Origin of the sequence: Acanthopleuribacter pedis (assembly GCF_017377855.1) — a bacterium.
GTDB classification, from domain to species: Bacteria; Acidobacteriota; Holophagae; order Acanthopleuribacterales; family Acanthopleuribacteraceae; genus Acanthopleuribacter; species Acanthopleuribacter pedis.
The window spans coordinates 226,460-243,827 of sequence record NZ_JAFREP010000008.1 but is presented as its reverse complement, the minus strand read 5'-3'; the positions used below and the strand labels follow the sequence as shown (position 1 = coordinate 243,827).

The following is a 17,368-nucleotide window of genomic DNA, read 5'->3' as shown; positions in this document are numbered from 1 at the left end:
CAGTCTCCGCCTCTACTTAATCGCCTCGAGCGCTTCTTCTTCGGTTTGGTAAACATTGAAGAGATGCGTAAACCCCAAGGTGTCGAAAATGTTAAACACGGTTTCGTTCATGTTCGAGAGCCAGAGAAAACCTTCGTTTTCAGTTATTTCCTCAACGACGCCCATCAAGACACCCAAACCAGAACTGTTAATATATTCGAGTTCATTGCAGTTGATGACGATCTTGTAGGCTTTCTCTTCCAAGATAGACTGGATCGACTTCTCAAAGTCCTGCACGGTATGGGCGTTAATGTAACCATTGGGATAAAGCACTTTCGCACTTTCCTTTTCGACCGCGTGAATGGTTAATTCCGCCATTAAATACTCCTCGAACCGCTTCCCGACATGGGAGAAGCTAGTGTGTTGTGTACGGGATTATAAAGAAAAAGGTTGCAGTCCTCGCATCGTAACCGCGGCACAACGAATGAATTTGGGTAGCCTGCCCCGTTTTAGCAGGAATTGAAAGGCGAAGCAACACGATTCACCTTTTGTTGTTCCTGGAACAAGACCCATCACGGTCGTGAACCGCACCTGACGCGCAAGGCCCGCGCCCTGGTTAAGGCCGGCCCGAGCAACGCCAAACCTCGGTCCAAACCAAGATCACCGCGGCAAAACCCCAGCCTCGGCCAAGTCGGCCAACAAGCCGCGAAACGCCTTACCTCGATGCGAGATTTTATTTTTTTCGACAGCGTCGATTTCGGCCAAGCCGGGGCCCTCAGGCGCCAGCAAAAAAAGCGGATCATAGCCAAACCCACCGTCGCCGCGCGGGGCCTCGGCAATCCAGCCTTCGACGGTACCGTCGTGCTGGAACCAGCGGGCACCGTCAAAAAACACGGCCATGCAGCGAAACCGCGCGGTACGCCGCTCCGGCGGAACCCCTTTCAGCAGGTCCAGCGTGTAGGCGTTGCGTTCTTCAGCGGTTGTCAAATTCCCAAAATACGCCGAATGCACGCCCGGCCGTCCCTGCAGGGCGTCGATCTCCAAACCAGAGTCATCGGCCAACACCGGTACATTCACGCGTTCTTTGTAGTAGGTCGCTTTCTGTTTGGCATTGTGAATAAAGGTTTCCCCGGTCTCAGGCGCATCACCCTTTAAACCGTAATCACTTAAACCTTTGACAGACACGGGGTATTCAGCCAACAAACGGCGCAGCTCTTTGATTTTCCCGGCATTACCGGTGGCCAACAACCAAGTTACCGAGTCAACCATGCCGGCTCCACCCCGTAATTCAGCAACGCTTGTTTTTGTTTTTCAAACACGGTATCCAGCGCGGCACCACCCTGCTCCAAAACCTGCATCATTTGCTCCTGGGAGAAGGGACGGTTCTCCGCGGTGCCCTGGATTTCGATGAAACGGCCACTTTCGGTTTTGACCAAATTCATGTCGACATCCACGGTGGAATCTTCCTCGTAATCGAGATCAACCAGGACCTGACCGTCCAGGATGCCCAAGGAGACGGCGGCGACCCGACCGGCCAGCGGTGGCGAAAAGAACTTTTTGCGATGTTTCCAAAGACAGAGGTAAAGCGCAACGCAACCGCCGGTAATGGCGGCGGTCCGCGTGCCACCATCGGCCTGAATCACATCGCAATCAATGACAATGGTGCGCTCCCCCAAATCCTGACAATTGACACAGGCGCGCAAACTGCGGCCGATCAAACGCTGAATCTCAACGGTCCGCCCCTGCTGCTTTCCTTTGGCGGCCTCGCGCAAGGTGCGCTGGTGGGTGGCGCCCGGCAACATACCGTACTCGGCGGTAACCCACCCGACCCCTTGGTTCTTCAAGAAACCGGGAACCTTGTCTTCCAAAAATGCGGTGCAAATCACCTTGGTATTGCCGGTAGAAACCAACACGGAGCCGTCGGCGTTTTGGGTGAAGTCGCACTGAAAGTCGAGCGGCCTGGCGGTGCGAGCATCGCGGCCAAAGGATCGTTGTGACATAAGCTGGGGTACCTCTATAAATCGGCCAGGGACCAAGATTCGATGGGATAGGGGGCCAGGATGCGGGCGCCCAAATCACGAAACGCCGGCGACATATCGGTCGTAAATACCTTGATGCCACCCGAGTTGGTCGATTTGGGAATACGGCCGGCGGCCAGATCGTCGCGAACCACCTGAGCGGTGGTCTGTGCTGAATCAATGACCTGAATGTGCGGCCCAACCAATCGTTGAACCACGTGTTTTAACACAGGATAGTGGGTGCAGCCCAGGATCAAGGCCGCAACATTCGCATGAAGGGGCTCGGCCAGGTATCGCTGCAACACCATTTCGGTAACAGGATCGTCGGCCCAGCCTTCTTCCACCAAGGGAACCAGCAACGGGCATGCCTGGGAAACAACCTGAACCTCGGGGTTGAGTCGCATCAGCGCCTGGCGATAGGCGTCCGAGGCAACGGTCGCCCGCGTGGCCAAAACCCCGACCACCCCACCCGGGCACGCGGCGGTGGCGGCACGCGCACCCGGCTCAATAACGCCGTAAAGGGGGATTCCCGATACCTTCTCACCGTCGAGGACAGAGGAGGCGGTATTGCAGGCCACAACAACCGCTTTGACACCCAAGCCTTCGAGGAAGGCGACGTTTTGATGAAGGTAGTTGCGAATGGTACGCGGGGATTTGCTGCCATAGGGCAAGCGGGCGGTATCGCCCAAATAGATAAAGGGTTCTTCCGGTAAAACCTGCTTCAAAGCGCGCAATACAGTTAAACCACCGATCCCCGAGTCAAAAACCCCAATCGCCGTCAAAACCACCGCCTTCCTGTTGGATTAACCGTTGGCCAAGCTATCGACCAGGGCAATGTACTGTTCCTTGGCATCGTCTTGGCCGGTACCTTTCAGGCCCGCCCAAGCGTCGTACTTGGCACGGCCTTTGAAATCAAAAGCGCCGGGACGATCGCCACTGACATCACCGGAAGTGCCTTGCTTGAACAAACCATACATCTTCAACAAATCTTCATTGCTGGGGCGACTGGGCAGATCTTTGGCACGCGCGGCCGCATCTTGAAAACGCTCGTCTAAACTCATTGTCTCACCTCTTTGAAGGCTTCCATGAGGAAGCCGAATAACCGCCGGCCACCGTCGCGGGGCGGCTCGGGCGCTCGAATGGGATTCGATGTGCTCCCATCAAAGCGAATCAGCCTCCAAGTTTCAAGCGAAAACCGGCCTCGCAACACGCAAAGCGGCCTACCGAGAAAACACACCGCCCAAACAAGAAACGCCGACTTTTCAAAAGGAAAGTCGGCGTTTTGGGGTTTGGGGTACGAGAAACTTACAGCAAGCCGGCGGCGTGGTCCCAGTTTACAAGCGCCCAGAAGGCTTCGATGTACTTGGGGCGGGCATTGCGGTAGTCGATGTAGTAGGCGTGTTCCCAAACGTCGCAGGTCAACAACGGGGTTTTGCCGTCGGTCAAGGGGCAATCGGCGTCTTTGGTTTGCACGATTTCGAGGATATCGCCGTTTTTAACCAACCAGCACCAACCGCTGCCGAACAGGGTGGCGGCTTTTTGGGTGAACTGGGCTTTGAAGGCTTCGATGGAACCGAAGTCTTTGATAAGGGCATCGGCCAAGGCACCGCTGGGATCGCCGCCGCCGTTGGGGCTCAGCGAGTTCCAGTAAAACGTGTGGTTCCAGATTTGCGCGGCATTGTTAAAGACACCACCCTCGGCTTTTTTAACAATGTCTTCCAAGCTGAGGCTGTCCATGTCGGTGTCTTTGATGGCGGCGTTTAACTTGGTCACGTAACCGGCGTGGTGTTTGCCGTAGTGAAATTCGAGTGTTTCTTTTGAAATGTGGGGCGCAAGGGCGTCCAGAGCGTAAGGTAATTCAGGAAGCGTAACAGCCATGACCATCTCCTTCAGTTTTGTGGGACTCGTTTGAAACCGTGGTTTGCGGGGCAACCCAAGCACCGCGGGAACGCACGGTAAAAAACCGAGGGGCGCCCAACCAGAACGCACCTCGGCTTCGCAAGTTTCGCTTACAGGTTTTCGGCGTTTTTGCTCAGGTAGTCGGCAACACCTTCGGTAGAAGCAGTCATACCGGAGTCGCCTTCTTTCCAACCGGCGGGACATACTTCGCCGTGCTTTTGGTGGAAGTTGAGGGTGTCAACCATACGCAGCATTTCGTCGATGTTGCGGCCCAGGGGCAGGTTGTTCACAACGGCGTGCTGAACCACACCGTCTTCGTCAATCAAGAAAGAACCACGCAGGGCAACGGCGCCGCCGTTACCTTCTTCGTCGCGGCCGACCAGAACGTCGTAGTTGCGCGCGATGGACTTGTCGAGGTCGGCAACCAAGGGGTAACCGACTTGACCGATACCGCCGTTGTCAACGGGGGTGTTTTTCCAAGCCAAGTGAGAGAACTGAGAGTCGATGGAGCAACCGAGAACCTGAACGCCGCGTTTTTCGAACTCGCCGACACGTTTGTCGAACGCCAAAAGTTCAGTGGGGCATACAAAGGTGAAATCGAGCGGATAGAAGAACAAAACGACTTTCTTGCCTTTGTAGTCCGAGAGGCTGATTTCTTTGATTTCGTTGTCAGGCATGACGGCAGTCGCCTTGAAATCAGGGGCTTGCTTGGTCACTAACATATCAAAAGCTCCTTTGGGGTGTCTTAGATGGAACAAGATGAACGAAATCGGTACCGGCTGATTGGGTCACGGTACCGAAAGGCCGTACGAGGACGGCACGGGGCTGAACCGTTCAGCCCGAAATTGTTGGAAACGCGCATGAGCACCATGAGAACGAGACAGTATGCACGCGAATGCGGGAAACTGCAAGCGCCGGGTTAGCCGGGCACACTCGCTCAAAAAAGCGCGGTAAAGGCCGCAATTAGCGGGCGCCGCCGCCACGCAAGGTTTTGTCTGTCGCCCATGCCCGGATGTCGTCACTGGTGATGTTGTAAGCGTCGGCCAAAATCTCCGCGATGTCGCGCCCGTCCAATTGAACCGGCGAGCCGCCCAACTTGCGAATGGACGAATCGGGGACTGATTCACTGAAGGGATCCAGGGGTGTCGATTCATGGCCGTCTAAATGTCCGTTCCAGTACGTTTGATAATCATTCAGTTCGATCTTGGCCGGGTTGGCGGCGGCAAACCCGTTGCGATTGGGTTTCCCCTGACGCCAATAGTTGCGCAAGAATTCGATGATTTGGGTTTTTAAGCGACCTCGCCACACGAAGATCAGAAACGGATCGAGATCGAAATGCTGGGCGAGGATGTAATAGGTGGCGGCAATATGCTTGCACGGGTTCGACCAGTCAGGACAGTCACAACTACTTTCCAACTCTTCCAAACGCGCCGGAAAAAGACTGACGTGCGCCGATGCAAATACGGCCTCGACGTCTTGAGGCATCTGGTCTTGGAGCAATTCTACCGCGTAAATCGCCTTGCGGGTTAGATTGTGCGTGACTTGCTTCCAAGCCGAGTCAGACAAAGGCTCAAGGCGAATGCTGACGCGATAACTGGCCTTGCGACTGCCCTGGACAGTGGCGGTCACGATGCCGCGGGACATGGCCAACTTGAGCACCTTGGACTCCTCGGCATAGGCCTTACCGCGCGCCAAACGGCTGCCCATTTTGAAGGACTCCAACACGGAAATAAAACGCTGCGACCACCAGGTCTGTTTGGCCGCCGGCGGCGTCCCCGTCAATGCGATCACGGTCGTGTTTTTGGGTCTCGGTTTCGCCGGCAAAACCTTGCCGCGCGCCACGGGTTTTCGCATCGGTTACCCCTCGTTAAGCGAAAGCGTCAAAATATCGCGCAACGCATCGGTCGACAACTGCGTCAACCACGCCTCGTCCGATCCCACAATATTCTCAGCCAACTCTTTTTTCTTTTCGATCAACATGTCGATTCGATCTTCCAAGGTTCCGGTCGAAATCAACTTGTGGACCTGGACATTGCGTTTCTGGCCGATGCGGAAGGCACGGTCGGTAGCTTGGTTCTCCACCGCCGGGTTCCACCAACGGTCGAAGTGGAAGACGTGGGTGGCGGCGGTGAGGTTGATCCCGGTGCCCCCGGTTTTTACGGTCAAAATGAACACCCTCGGACCCGTGGCACTCTGAAAACGGTCCACCATTTCCTGGCGCTTAACCTGGCTGACCCCACCGTGCATAAACAAAATTTCTTGTTCGAACTTTTCGCCCAAATGTTTTTGGAGCAACAAACCCATTTGGGTGAACTGGGTAAAAATCAGCGACTTGTCGCCCTCGGACAACGCTTCCTCGAGCATTTCCGTCAAACGCATCAGCTTGCCCGAACGCGCATCCATTTCGCCTTGATCGGCCAAAAAATGGGCGGGGTGGTTGCAGATCTGTTTTAGTTTCATCAGGGTGGTCAGAACCAACTGATTGCGCTGAATCCCTTCCGCGTTTTCGATCTGGTTCATCTGCTGCTGTACGTAGCCCTGGTACATCGCGGCCTGCTCATCGGTCAAACCGCAGTACACCTTCATTTCGTTCTTTTCAGGCAGGTCTTGAATGATGGCTTTATCGGTTTTCAGGCGACGCAAAATAAAGGGCTGGGTTAGCTTGCGCAGCAACTGGGCTTTCTTGCGATCCCCTTGGCGCTCAATCGGCAGGGCGAAGCGCGACTGGAAACTCTTAAGGGTGCCCAGGTAACCCGGGTTCAAAAACTCCATGATCGACCACAGCTCGGACAACTTATTCTCAACCGGCGTACCCGTCAACGCGATGCGTTTCTCGGTGTCCAGCGCCACGATCGCACGGGTCTGCTGCGCGCCCGGGTTTTTGATGTTTTGCGCCTCGTCCAAAGCAATCCGGTGCCACTTCTGATCGTGGAACATCTCGGCGTCGCGGTTGATGAGGTGGTAGGTGGTAATAATGAGGTCCACATTTTTGGCGACCTTAAAAAAGGTCTCCGGTCCGTGGCGATTGGTTCCGTGGTGAATCATGACCCGCAGTTCAGGGGTGAACTTGGCCGCCTCACGGTACCAGTTGGTCACAACCGACATGGGGCAAACCAACAGGGTCGGTGACCCAGGTCCTGTGACCAACTTCTGCTCGCGCTCGTAAAGCAGCAGCGACAAAAGCTGAATGGTTTTACCCAAACCCATGTCGTCGGCCAAACAGGCCCCAAAACCAAGCTGGTCGTTAAAGACCAACCAAGACAGGCCACGCAGCTGGTAAGCCCGCAGGGTACCTTGCAAGTTCTTAGGGTGCTCCAAAACCGGCAGTTCGTCGCCTTTGCTGTCGAACAACTGAGCCAGGGTTCCTTCGTAGTCGAAGGCCACATCGCCAAAGGCAGACTTGAGGTCTTCGCTCTTGAGTCCCATTTGCACGGCTTCCCGCAAGGTCATTTCGCCGCGGGTCTCGCGATCCGTAAAAAAGTTTACGGCGGTCAGCAAATCAGTTGAAGCAATCTCAACCCACTGCCCGTCGATGGGCAACAAGGCCATCTTGTGTTTGACCATTTTCTGGAAGGCTTCGTCCGAAATGGCTTTGCCACCGACGGCAGCGGTCCATGAAAAGTTCACCATCGAGTCGAAACCCAACATGCCGGAACTCTCGAAGGTCGAGCTGTCGATCTGGATGCGGGTCGTCAAACTTTTGGTGTTTTTCTTCCACCAGTTGGGCAGCACCACGCCGAACTCGGCCGACTGCAAGTGCGGCACCTGCTCGGCGAGGAAATGGTGAACTTCCTCGGTGGAAAGATCCAGGTGGGTCGGGTACTGGAACTCGAGAATCTCACGCAATTTTGGTACGTGTTGCAGCGCGCGCCCCAAATCGCGCAAAAACTTTTCAGGCAGGGATTCGCCGCCGGTTTGGGTCGGCACCAAGTTTTCCCAAATCTCTTGAGCGTAAATATGCTGGGTTGGATCCTTGGTACTTTGCAGCGAAAAAACCACGCGCCACACGCGGGCCTTGGGATTGAGATCTTCAATTTTTGCACCGCCGATGTCCGGCGGCAAAATGGTAAAACAGGTTTGCCACAAGCGGTTACCGGCCTGGGAGGAAGTCCCCAACCAGTTGGAAACCATGGCCACAAAAGCGGTCTGCACGTCCCGCGCGGCACTAAAGGTATTCTGTTTCCCATACAGGGCTTTAAGCAAGGGCAAGGTCAATGAATCAAGCGGGTTTTGCTTCTTGCGCTTGCGTTGATTGCGGCCGTCGGCAAAGGCACCCAGGGCCGAGGGCCCGGCGACATTGCGCACGAGGTAATCAATCGAGGTGTCGAAAAAGTCGCGAATGATCGAATCTTTGGTGCGGCGCGCGCCCTCGGCACTCCATTCGGAGGCGCAGCAATCGGGCAAGCGTTTGTGGAGGTGCTCCAATTGGTTTGCGAGAATTTTGGCGTTCAGCAACCAGTGGGCGTGAATTTGGTGATCGACTTTTTCTAAAACAGGCTGATAAGTGCCGTGAATCAGACTGTAGAACACGAGGTTGGAGGCGTCTTTCCAAAAACGAATCGATTCCCCAAAGGCCAAGGTCGCATTGACGCGGGGAATGCGCAAACCGACCAACCATTTAAGCGCAACCGCGGGCGACAAATGCACCGCCTGAACCCGCCACGAGCTGAGGGTTAAATCGCCGCTAATCGGTTTATTACCGAGCATGATCTTTTTGAGGTGCGGCGAGGGCAACGGCATTTCTTCAAGGCTCGGCACCATTAGGTCAATTTGGGTTGTGGTTAAAGGTGGTACCACACCGCCGAAACTCCCGCGCAGCAAGCCTTTCACGGCCAACTGCAGATCGCGGCCGTCGAGGGCGAAAGGATGGGCGTCGGGCACGTGCAGGCTCTTGCCGCGCACCTTCCCTTTACCATCCGGGGTAAAATCGGATATCGGTTCAAACAATTGGCTTTTCAGTCGCATGGATTCGTCTTCAAACCATACGAACAACCCTGGACCTTCTCGTTTCGTGTTGGTCCACAAACCATGTACGACTTGCATGATGCTCCGAGCGAACGCGGTCTCGTTCGACTGGTTCAACGCTTCAGGAACGACCGCTCTTTCTGGTGTAGGTCAAAACATAATGGGCCGGCGCAGATCGTTTCAACGTGAAATGCTCTTTGCTCTAAACGCGCCACAGCCATTCATAAACGCCTATTCTAAATGCAATTTGGAGGAAACACCAAGCAAAAGTTGGCGGCAAAAAGGGACTTAGCCGCGGTCGTTTCGAAAACGCGGCGCATCCAGCCCAATCTCAACGGCGGTCCGTCGCCGCGCGTGTTCCCAATCGGCCCACTGATCACGTGCCGCGGTTAAATCAGTGAGGGGCGTCGTTGCAAAATCGCGGGGAACCAAAGCGTTGCAAGTCAAGCGTTTCGCCAAATCCTGAAGCGCATCTTCATCACGCGGCGGAATGCGTCCCGCGGCGACCTCGAACGCGCGATAAAAACGCAAACACTGCAACAACCGCAGGCCGTCCAAACGCTCGTAACAGGCTCGGATAAAACGCCCCTGATCCGCCGCAAAGTTTTTTCGCATGCGGGTAAAAGGCGCTTTGCCCTTGAGTCGATGCGCCAAAAAAGCGTCGACGGGTAACGCGACATCTCCCCGAAACAGTTGCGACCACAAAGCATAGGTCTGGCCGATCCGGTCAAAATCAGCGCAGTCATAAAAAGGAAAACGGGTCTCCTGCAGCGACAAATCCGGTTGCCCGACCACCACACCCGTCCCAAAAGGGACCCGACTCGACAACCGTGCCGACGGGGCAACCTCGGCGGCGCACCACACCGCCACCCGCGTCGTTTTGCATAGCTGCTGTAACAGATAAAAATCTTCGCCCGCCTGACGCAAGGGAAAACCACCCGCGCGCCGGTAAGCACCCAATCGAAAAGAAAGATTGGAACCCAAGGCGCTAAACGCAAACGGGGACCCAATCCGCCACAAATTGAGCTGGTAGTAACGCATCCACAGTTCATAACGCAAGATCGCCCGCGCGGCGACAGGGTCGCCCGGCACGGGATGACGGTAGGGCGCACTCAAGGCGCCGATACCCGCGTCCCCGTCAAAAACCGCCCGCACCTCGGCCAGATAATTGGGCGGGCAAAAGGTATCGGCGTCCAAGGAAACACCAACCACCGCATCTCCCGCGGCGGCATGCACCGCATCGAACAGGGTCCGTCTTGCCCAACCGACCCCCGCGACAGCGGGATCAGGCCCGGCATCCCCCACGGCCGCCAGCACATGCAGCCGAAAGGGAAAATGGGTTTGTTCCCTGCCCAACCAGTCCAAAACGCGGCGGTTGGCAACCGCCGCCGGCGCCGTCGCGGGCAAATCGCGCGGCTGGTTCACACAAACCCACACCTCAAAAGGCGCACCCTGCTGCGCTGCCAAACCACGCAGGGTTTCGCACAACCAAGGCCATTCGTCATAGACCGGAATCCCGACGTGGAGTGGCGCGGAATGGTATTTAGTGGAGCGCGGCACGTGGCGGCACCGCCAACATCGCCTCGGCCTCGCGCGCACGCCACCAGGCCAGGCGTTCTTGGATCTCAGCCGATGCGAAGTACTTTCGCGCCAGCCGGGTAAACAAATCAGCATGGTTCGCTTCCGACTTGGCCAGGCGCGCGTAGAACCGGGCTAAATCCGGGTCGGGTACATGTTCACCAACCAAACCAAAACGCTCCACACCCCGTGCTTCGATCACGGAACCGACCAACAAACGATCCAACAATCGTTTTTCCCGCTGGGTACGGATGAGGTCGCGCAAGGCAGCCACGTAGGGATCTTTGACATCGCGCTCCCAAACCAAGTTGCGTTTGTGTATCAAGCTCATGACCTGCTGGTAATGCAACAGTTCCTCGCGCGCCAACCGGATCATGGGCGTGTGTAGTTCGAAGCGGTCGGGGTACTGAACCACAAAAGAAACGGCCATGGCCGAGGCCTTGCGTTCCGCGGCGGCATGATCCAACAAGAAGGACGAAAAATCCGCCAGCACGGCTTCGATCCAAGAATCGGGTGTTTTTTCGAGCAGGGTTGCTTCCCCCGTCAAAGGCGCCTCCTACAGTATTGAAGCAAAAGGGCGACCCAAAAGGGTCGCCCCACAATCCTGTGAACCCATGGTGTTAAACGATTTTCTTAAGCCAGCCGAAGGTGTCTTCGCTTGCGCCGCGGTGAATATCCACCAAGGCCGCGCGAAGTTTGGCGGTTTCCGCGCCGTATTCGCCGGTGCCGACACGGTAGTTTTCCTCTTGGTACACAAGCTGACCAACGCCGCCCAGAACCGCGGCGGTCCCGGAAAGCGCGGCCTCACCGGTTTTGGCCCATTCCAACAGCTCTGACACCGCGATCTCACGCTCCTCCACCTCGTAACCCATCTTGCCGCCCAACTGCAGCAACGAGTCGCGGGTTACGCCGTGCAAGAAACTGGGATCCAAGGACTTGGTCACAATTTTTTCGGAGGAAATCATCAGGAAGTTGGCAGCGCCGGTTTCCTGAATAAAGCCGTCGGGGGCGAACAGAACCTGATCGGTTTGGTACTTGGCGCGCGCTTGACGGGTGGCGTACAAAGCGGCGGCGTAGTTGCCACCGGTTTTGACCATGCCGAGGGTCGGTGCCGTGCGCAACTGTTCAGAAACCAACAACTTCAGCGGACGCAGGCCGCCCGAGAAATAATCGCCGACGGGGGAAAGAATCACAAACAACATCGCCTCGGTAGAAGGGCCGGCGGCGGCGCCGATGCTGGGCAAGGTACCAATCAAGGTGGGTCGCACGTAAAGGGAGCCGGGAAACGCGGGCGCCCAATCCTTACACGCGGTAACCAATTCACAGACCATGGAATCAACCAATTCGGCGTCGGGAATGGGGAGACACAAACGCTCGGCGGAACCCTGAAAACGCTGAATGTGACGATCCAGCCGGAACACATGCACGGAGCCGTCTTCCCAACGATGACACTTCAACCCTTCAAAACAAGTGCTGCCGTAGTGCAACACGTGGGCGGCGGGATGCATGCTAAAGGGTTTGGTTTCCTGAATCTCAAAGGGGGTCCAAGACCCGTCGCGATAGTGGGCCACGGCCATCTTGTCTGCGTAAACCGTGCCGAACGGTTTGGTGAGTGCTTCTTCAACGAACTGCTTCGTGGTCATGGGTTTCCTCCAAAATATTCATCGGGATCCAGCGGACTAATTTTGATTGCTTCATACTTCTTGAGCATGACTTTACCCGGCGCGAGACCGGGTTTTTTGGACACATTTTTGCAAGTCGTCCAATGAACGGCGACCTGACCCCCCGTTTTGGCTTTGCTGTAAAACGCGGCCAGCCCGGCCGCAACACGTTTGACTTCCCGTGGGCACTGAAGTGGTTGGGCTTCATGACGCGCAACCACATGGGAACCCGGCATTCCCGCCACGTGAAACCAAAAGTCACCGGCGCGACCGATGCGCAATGAGAGACGGTCGTTGTCCTTCGCCGTTTTGCCAACCAGGATTTCCCAGCCGTCCGGCATGTCAAAACAACGCACACCTTCCAGTGCTTGCTTCAAACCGACTCCCCTACCGGCGCCGGTTTGCCTTTTTCCATCAACTGCAGCTCCGGCACCTCGCGCAACAACGCGTCCAGCCGCTCGCTGAAACCGCGGAAGTGCACGCGCATGCCGTTCTCCAGGTGATGGGTGTTGGTAATTTGCCCAAAGTCGTTGAGACGGTAAAACTGGCCCATCGCCTCGTTGGGCATAAACAACTGAACCTGCCGCAAGCGATGGTGGAACCGGCGTCGCACAAATTCGCGCATGTCGTCGAGCCCAATCCGATCCAAGGCCGACACAAACAAGGCGTCGGGATACTCACGCTTCAGACTCTTCAATTCCATTTTGGAAAGATTGTCAATTTTGTTAAACACGAGCACGGTCGGAATCGGCTCATCCAACAAGCTGTCGATGACGCCTTCAACCGTTTTCTTCAATTCGTCAAGATGGGGATGGCTGGCTTCCATCACATGGAACAACAAGTCGGCGTCCTGCACCTCGGTCAAGGTTGATTGAAAGGAGGCAACCAAATCGTGGGGCAACTTACGAATAAAACCAACCGTATCGCTAAGCACGATTTTCATGACCGGATCCACCGACCACAGACGCGAGGTGGCGTCGAGGGTCACGAACAAACGGTCGTCGGCTTCGACGTTGGCCTTGGTCAATTGGTTCATCAAAGTGGACTTACCGGCGTTGGTATAACCCACCAAGGCGATATTAATTATGTCCTGACTCCGCGCCTTTTTGCGGGTGTTGCGCCCCTGCTCAAACTTCGCAAGGGTTTTCTCCAATCGCTGCATCCGCCGCCTGGCGATCCGGCGGTCAACCTCGAGCTGTTTCTCACCCTCACCACCGCGGATCCCGGTACCGCCGGCCTGACGGTGCAAGTGAGACCACATGCGTTTCAAACGGGGGTATTCGTATTTAAGCCGGGCCAGGTCAACCTGGGCCTTGGCTTCCTTGGTTTTGGCACGCTCTAAGAAAATACTCAAAATAACAAAGGTGCGGTCGTAAACCGGAACCGGAATGAGTTTTTCTAAGTTGCGCTGCTGTGACGGACTGAGTTCGTCGTCAAAAATAACGGCTTTTAGCGACTCGTTAACCACCAAATTGTGGATTTTTTCAACCATACCGCGGCCCACAAATAGGGCGGGGTCGGGTTGCTCTCGCTTTTGAACCAATCGAAATTTGCCGCGGAGATCGACATTCTCACACAACATTTTGAGCTCATCAAGGTAGTTCTCGATTTCCCAAGCTCGGTCGGAGGGTCGCTTGACCCCTATCATTACAACGTCTTGCATGCGGTCCTTAATCTTTGACTTTACTGACCTCAGGGTGCCAACCGACAGCGGTCGGTGGACCCAGTACGCCGCTTACAATCTTACTTGAGCCGGAGCGTCCCCCGCAAGTGGAAGGCAGAGCGCGCCGTTGGCAAACCTCTTTGGGGCCGGACGGCGCGATCATGAAAACGCACCATTCCGACAGTTTGGCTGTCACGGATCCGCCGACGCCCAATGGCACGGTCAAGCCTTTGGTTCTTCACCGACCTCGAAGCGCTCGACAACACCACGGATGGTTTTAAACGCCTGCATCATACGGGGTAAGCCAAGGGTCGGAAGCGCCAAGACCGCCACCTGCTCGAGTTTCTCCGGGGCAATACCACTTTTGTATGCCTTGCGGGTTTGGGAGGCCATGGCCCCGTCCATACCGGCACCAATGCTAATCGCCAGCTTAATCAGAGCACATTCTTCCTCAGACAAGGCGTCACCGCTTTTGACCTGTTCGTTGAGTGCATCGTAGGCGGCGAGCACCTCGGGATGGCGTTCGGCAAACTTTTGGTAGGTTTTGGGAATTCGGTCCATGACAACTCCTCCTTAATATAAACCCAACTTCTTGAGAATACCTTACATGGTCGCCCTCGCTTAGAGGGATTCAGTAGGTACCTCCTGATCACCGCCTTTCGCCTTCATCCGCCCGGTTTCAATCGCAATCGCAACTTTAACCAAACCCGACAAAATGAAGAAACCCATGGCCCAAATGCCCACCGTCACCCAAATTTCCACCCAGCTCGGATGGTAATCAACCACATCACCCAAAGGGCCCGGAACAAAACCGGGAACCACCAACCCCATGCCTTTCTCAATCCATACAGCCAGGAATAACAAGGTACTTGCCGCCAATAAAATGCCGCGGCGCCGACGCAAGGGGTGGATGCTGAGACACAGGGTGGCGCCGAGGTTGAGCGCAACCGCGCTTCGGATCCAGGGAACGAGGGCGTCGTGGCCGTTGAGCCCGAAAAAAAGATACACGGCACTTTCCGCGTGTTCGGTTGGCTGATAAAACTCCACAAACAATTCGGAACCGAGCATGACCAAGTTGATTTGGGCCGCCACGGTAATAATCAAGGCCAGTTTGTCAAAAATCACCACGCGAATACCGTAGTCGGTAAAACGATCAATCACACCGAGTAACATGAGAATGAAGGCCGGACCCGCGGCAAAGGCCGAGGCCAAAAAACGGGGACCCAACAGGGCATTGTGCCAAAAAGGACGGGCGGGCAAGCCGGCGTACAAGAAGGCGGTCACCAGGTGAATGCCGACAGCCCAAAAAACCGACAGCACCACAAAAGGCACGTATTTACGCTTATCAGGTTTGACGCCGTGATAACGGCTGTACAGCAGGTAAAACGGCACCATCACATTGAGGGCCAAGTAGCCGTTAAGCACAAGGACGTCCCACGTCAACATAGAACGCGGCCAATTGAAATAACCCAATTTGGGGATCATGTGCCACACGCGATGGGGTCCGCCCAAATCAACCGTCACAAAGGCAAGACACATCACCAACGCGGCGACGGCCACCCCTTCTCCGATCAACACCGCGCCGCCGAAATCAACATCGTCGAGGATGTAGGTCGGCAACACCAGCATCACCGCGGCGGCGGCCAGCCCGACCAAAAAGGTGAAATTCGAAATATACATACCCCAACTGATGTGATCGTTCATACCGGTCACAATCAGCCCTTCCTGAAGCTGAACACTGTAGGCGTAAGCGCCGAGCAACATCAAAAAGGTCAATCCCCCCATCCACACGTGATAGGCAAGGCGCCCACGGGTCGCCGAGAGGAATGCATCACCAAAAAATTGGAAAAGATGGGTCGGTGACATGGCGACTCCTTAGTCGGTGAAATACCAAAACTTCGGTTCGGTACCCAATTCCTCTTTCAAACGAAACACCTTTTTGTTGGCAAGCACATAACGGATTTCACTGTTGGGATCGAGCAGGTTCCCAAAGACCCGGGCACCCGTGGGACAGGCTTCCACACAGGCGGGTAACTTGCCCTGGCGCGTCCGCTGAATGCAAAACGTACATTTTTCCATAACCCCTTTCTTGCGGGGCCGATTGCCCAAGTAATGCTGTTCTCGGTTCACCGATTCGGGCGGCACCTGGGGCGCCGACCAATTGAATCGGCGACCAAAATAGGGGCATGCGGCCTGGCAATAACGGCAGCCGATACACCAGTCGTAATCAACAACCACAATGCCGTCTTCTTCCTTCCAGGTCGCACCCACCGGGCAAACATCGACACAAGGCGGGTTCTCACAGTGGAAACACTGCGTCCCCAGGTAATAATGGCCGTCGGCGGGAACTTCGTGATAATAGGAACCGTTGGCGGAAGCCAGGCTTTGCTGCCCGTTTTCTATTTCAAAAATGCGGATGTATTGCATATTCTCGCCGCGATCCAGATTGTTTTCATGGATACAAGCTTTGACACAATCCTGGTAACCTTTGCACTTCGAGATATTAAAGGCATAACCAAACAAGACCCCCGGCTGGGCCGGTGTGGTTTGAATGTGCGGCGCGCCGCCCCGATCATCGGCCGCGAGTTTGGTCAGGCGCGTCACGGTTTCGGCGCGTTCCGTTTCCGTCATCAAGCGGTAGTTCTTCTTAAAAAATTCTTCCCAACGATGTTGGGCCTCTTCCGATCGACCACCCAAGGGGGCACAAGCCGCCTGAACCAAAGCCGCGCCGGCGGCGCCGGCGCCTGCGATGGCTTTAAGCGCCTGACGCCGATCAAGTTGCTTGTCCATCACCTGAGCGGCCCCTTCGGCAAAGGAGCGGTCGCCTTCGGGGTCGTCCGCGGCCAAATATCGGAGCGCCTCCGGGTTCAACAGACGTCGGACCCATGTCTTGATTGATGAGGATTTAGTCATGAGCGGATCCCTCCTCTGGGTGCGAAATCTCCTGTATCGGAAGTGTTTCGTCGGCCGGCCGCGCCGCATGCACGGGCCACCGCTTGGGAAACGCCGGCTGGTGCGGATCGTGACAACCCGTGCAGTTCCGCACCACCCGTTCGCCGCTCCAGGCCGCCACCCGCTGACCGTGGGCGCCGCCTTCCCAATCGCGAAGCTGTTCGAAATGGCACTGACCGCACTGTTGGTAAACGTGATCCATGGAAAGCGCGGCCCCGGAAAGAAAAATGAGGGACGACTTGTGGTCGCCTGGATCGTGACAGGTCGAGCACTGCATCATGTGGTTACCCGCGTGTTCCAATTGAATATCCCAATGGGCCTTGGGCGCCTTGTCTAAGTCCACCGGGGCGGCGTGACATTGCGCGCACGGCGCTTGTTTTAATTGATTGACGCGGGTTTCGACGAAAAAATCGGCGGCTTGCAAACGACCCGGAAACTCAGCGCGAACCCGGTTCAATTCCGCGGTCAAATGAGCCGTGTCGGGACCCTGAACCGGCCCTTCATGGGCGGCGATGGTATCGGCGACCCTGGCTGGATGAGGCGGCTTGGGTCCACTACAGCCAACCAACATCAAAAGGGACAACAAACACATTCGGGTTAAATGCCGGCCATGCCGGTCGCGGTTTCCTGGAAAAGCCATGATGCCGTCCTCG

Annotated in this window: 18 protein-coding genes; all 18 read right to left on the bottom strand. The window is 55.9% G+C overall.

Features of this window, described 5'->3' with window-relative positions; all coding sequences use genetic code 11:
- Window positions 1–12: 12 nt before the first annotated feature.
- Window positions 13–357 carry an STAS domain-containing protein gene (locus J3U88_RS11585; RefSeq protein WP_207858918.1) on the bottom strand — a complete coding sequence of 115 codons (345 nt, stop codon included), beginning with the start codon at window positions 355–357 and terminating at the stop codon, window positions 13–15.
- A 282-nt stretch (window positions 358–639) separates the two neighbouring features.
- A complete protein-coding gene (gene rdgB, locus J3U88_RS11580; RefSeq protein ID WP_207858917.1) occupies window positions 640–1,248 on the bottom strand; it encodes an RdgB/HAM1 family non-canonical purine NTP pyrophosphatase in 609 nt (202 codons plus the stop codon).
- Window positions 1,233–1,979, bottom strand: coding sequence for a ribonuclease PH (gene rph / locus J3U88_RS11575; protein ID WP_207858916.1), 747 nt, complete (start codon window positions 1,977–1,979; stop codon window positions 1,233–1,235). The genes rdgB and rph overlap by 16 nt, the downstream gene beginning before the upstream one ends.
- Window positions 1,980–1,993: 14 nt before the next feature.
- Window positions 1,994–2,779, bottom strand: coding sequence for a glutamate racemase (murI, locus tag J3U88_RS11570; RefSeq protein ID WP_207858915.1), 786 nt, complete (start codon window positions 2,777–2,779; stop codon window positions 1,994–1,996).
- A 21-nt stretch (window positions 2,780–2,800) separates the two neighbouring features.
- The gene (locus tag J3U88_RS11565) at window positions 2,801–3,058 is read right to left on the bottom strand and encodes an acyl-CoA-binding protein (protein WP_207858914.1); all 258 of its coding nucleotides are present in this window, start codon (window positions 3,056–3,058) and stop codon (window positions 2,801–2,803) included.
- 244 nt (window positions 3,059–3,302) lie between these two features.
- Entirely contained in the window at window positions 3,303–3,875 is a 573-nt protein-coding gene (locus tag J3U88_RS11560) for a superoxide dismutase (protein ID WP_207858913.1), read from the bottom strand.
- Window positions 3,876–4,006: 131 nt separating this feature from the next.
- Window positions 4,007–4,618, bottom strand: a complete 612-nt coding sequence (locus J3U88_RS11555) for a peroxiredoxin (protein WP_207858912.1) — start codon at window positions 4,616–4,618, stop codon at window positions 4,007–4,009.
- Between the two features lie 241 nt (window positions 4,619–4,859).
- Window positions 4,860–5,750: an SWIM zinc finger family protein gene (locus J3U88_RS11550; RefSeq protein WP_207858911.1), complete on the bottom strand. Its 891-nt coding sequence runs from the start codon at window positions 5,748–5,750 to the stop codon at window positions 4,860–4,862.
- 3 nt (window positions 5,751–5,753) lie between these two features.
- Entirely contained in the window at window positions 5,754–8,888 is a 3,135-nt protein-coding gene (locus tag J3U88_RS11545; protein WP_207858910.1) for a DEAD/DEAH box helicase, read from the bottom strand.
- Window positions 8,889–9,149: 261 nt separating this feature from the next.
- Window positions 9,150–10,421, bottom strand: coding sequence for a glycosyltransferase family 2 protein (locus J3U88_RS11540; RefSeq protein WP_207858909.1), 1,272 nt, complete (start codon window positions 10,419–10,421; stop codon window positions 9,150–9,152).
- Entirely contained in the window at window positions 10,405–10,986 is a 582-nt protein-coding gene (locus J3U88_RS11535) for a MiaE family protein (protein WP_207858908.1), read from the bottom strand. Before J3U88_RS11535 ends, J3U88_RS11540 begins: the two co-directional genes overlap by 17 nt.
- 73 nt (window positions 10,987–11,059) lie before the next feature.
- Window positions 11,060–12,082: a branched-chain amino acid aminotransferase gene (locus J3U88_RS11530; RefSeq protein ID WP_207858907.1), complete on the bottom strand. Its 1,023-nt coding sequence runs from the start codon at window positions 12,080–12,082 to the stop codon at window positions 11,060–11,062.
- Window positions 12,079–12,477: an NFACT RNA binding domain-containing protein gene (locus J3U88_RS11525; RefSeq protein ID WP_207858906.1), complete on the bottom strand. Its 399-nt coding sequence runs from the start codon at window positions 12,475–12,477 to the stop codon at window positions 12,079–12,081. The genes J3U88_RS11530 and J3U88_RS11525 overlap by 4 nt, the downstream gene beginning before the upstream one ends.
- Window positions 12,474–13,748, bottom strand: coding sequence for a GTPase HflX (gene hflX / locus J3U88_RS11520; protein ID WP_243435900.1), 1,275 nt, complete (start codon window positions 13,746–13,748; stop codon window positions 12,474–12,476). Before hflX ends, J3U88_RS11525 begins: the two co-directional genes overlap by 4 nt.
- A gap of 237 nt (window positions 13,749–13,985) precedes the next feature.
- On the bottom strand, window positions 13,986–14,324 hold the full coding sequence (locus J3U88_RS11515) for a carboxymuconolactone decarboxylase family protein (protein WP_207858904.1): 339 nt from the start codon (window positions 14,322–14,324) through the stop codon (window positions 13,986–13,988).
- 60 nt (window positions 14,325–14,384) lie between these two features.
- The gene (gene dsrP, locus J3U88_RS11510; protein WP_207858903.1) at window positions 14,385–15,629 is read right to left on the bottom strand and encodes a sulfate reduction electron transfer complex DsrMKJOP subunit DsrP; all 1,245 of its coding nucleotides are present in this window, start codon (window positions 15,627–15,629) and stop codon (window positions 14,385–14,387) included.
- Window positions 15,630–15,638: 9 nt separating this feature from the next.
- Window positions 15,639–16,676 (bottom strand): 4Fe-4S dicluster domain-containing protein, encoded by a 1,038-nt coding sequence (locus J3U88_RS11505; RefSeq protein WP_207858902.1) that lies wholly within the window; start codon window positions 16,674–16,676, stop codon window positions 15,639–15,641.
- Window positions 16,669–17,355 carry a cytochrome c3 family protein gene (locus J3U88_RS11500; protein WP_207858901.1) on the bottom strand — a complete coding sequence of 229 codons (687 nt, stop codon included), beginning with the start codon at window positions 17,353–17,355 and terminating at the stop codon, window positions 16,669–16,671. The genes J3U88_RS11505 and J3U88_RS11500 overlap by 8 nt, the downstream gene beginning before the upstream one ends.
- Window positions 17,356–17,368: the final 13 nt, after the last annotated feature.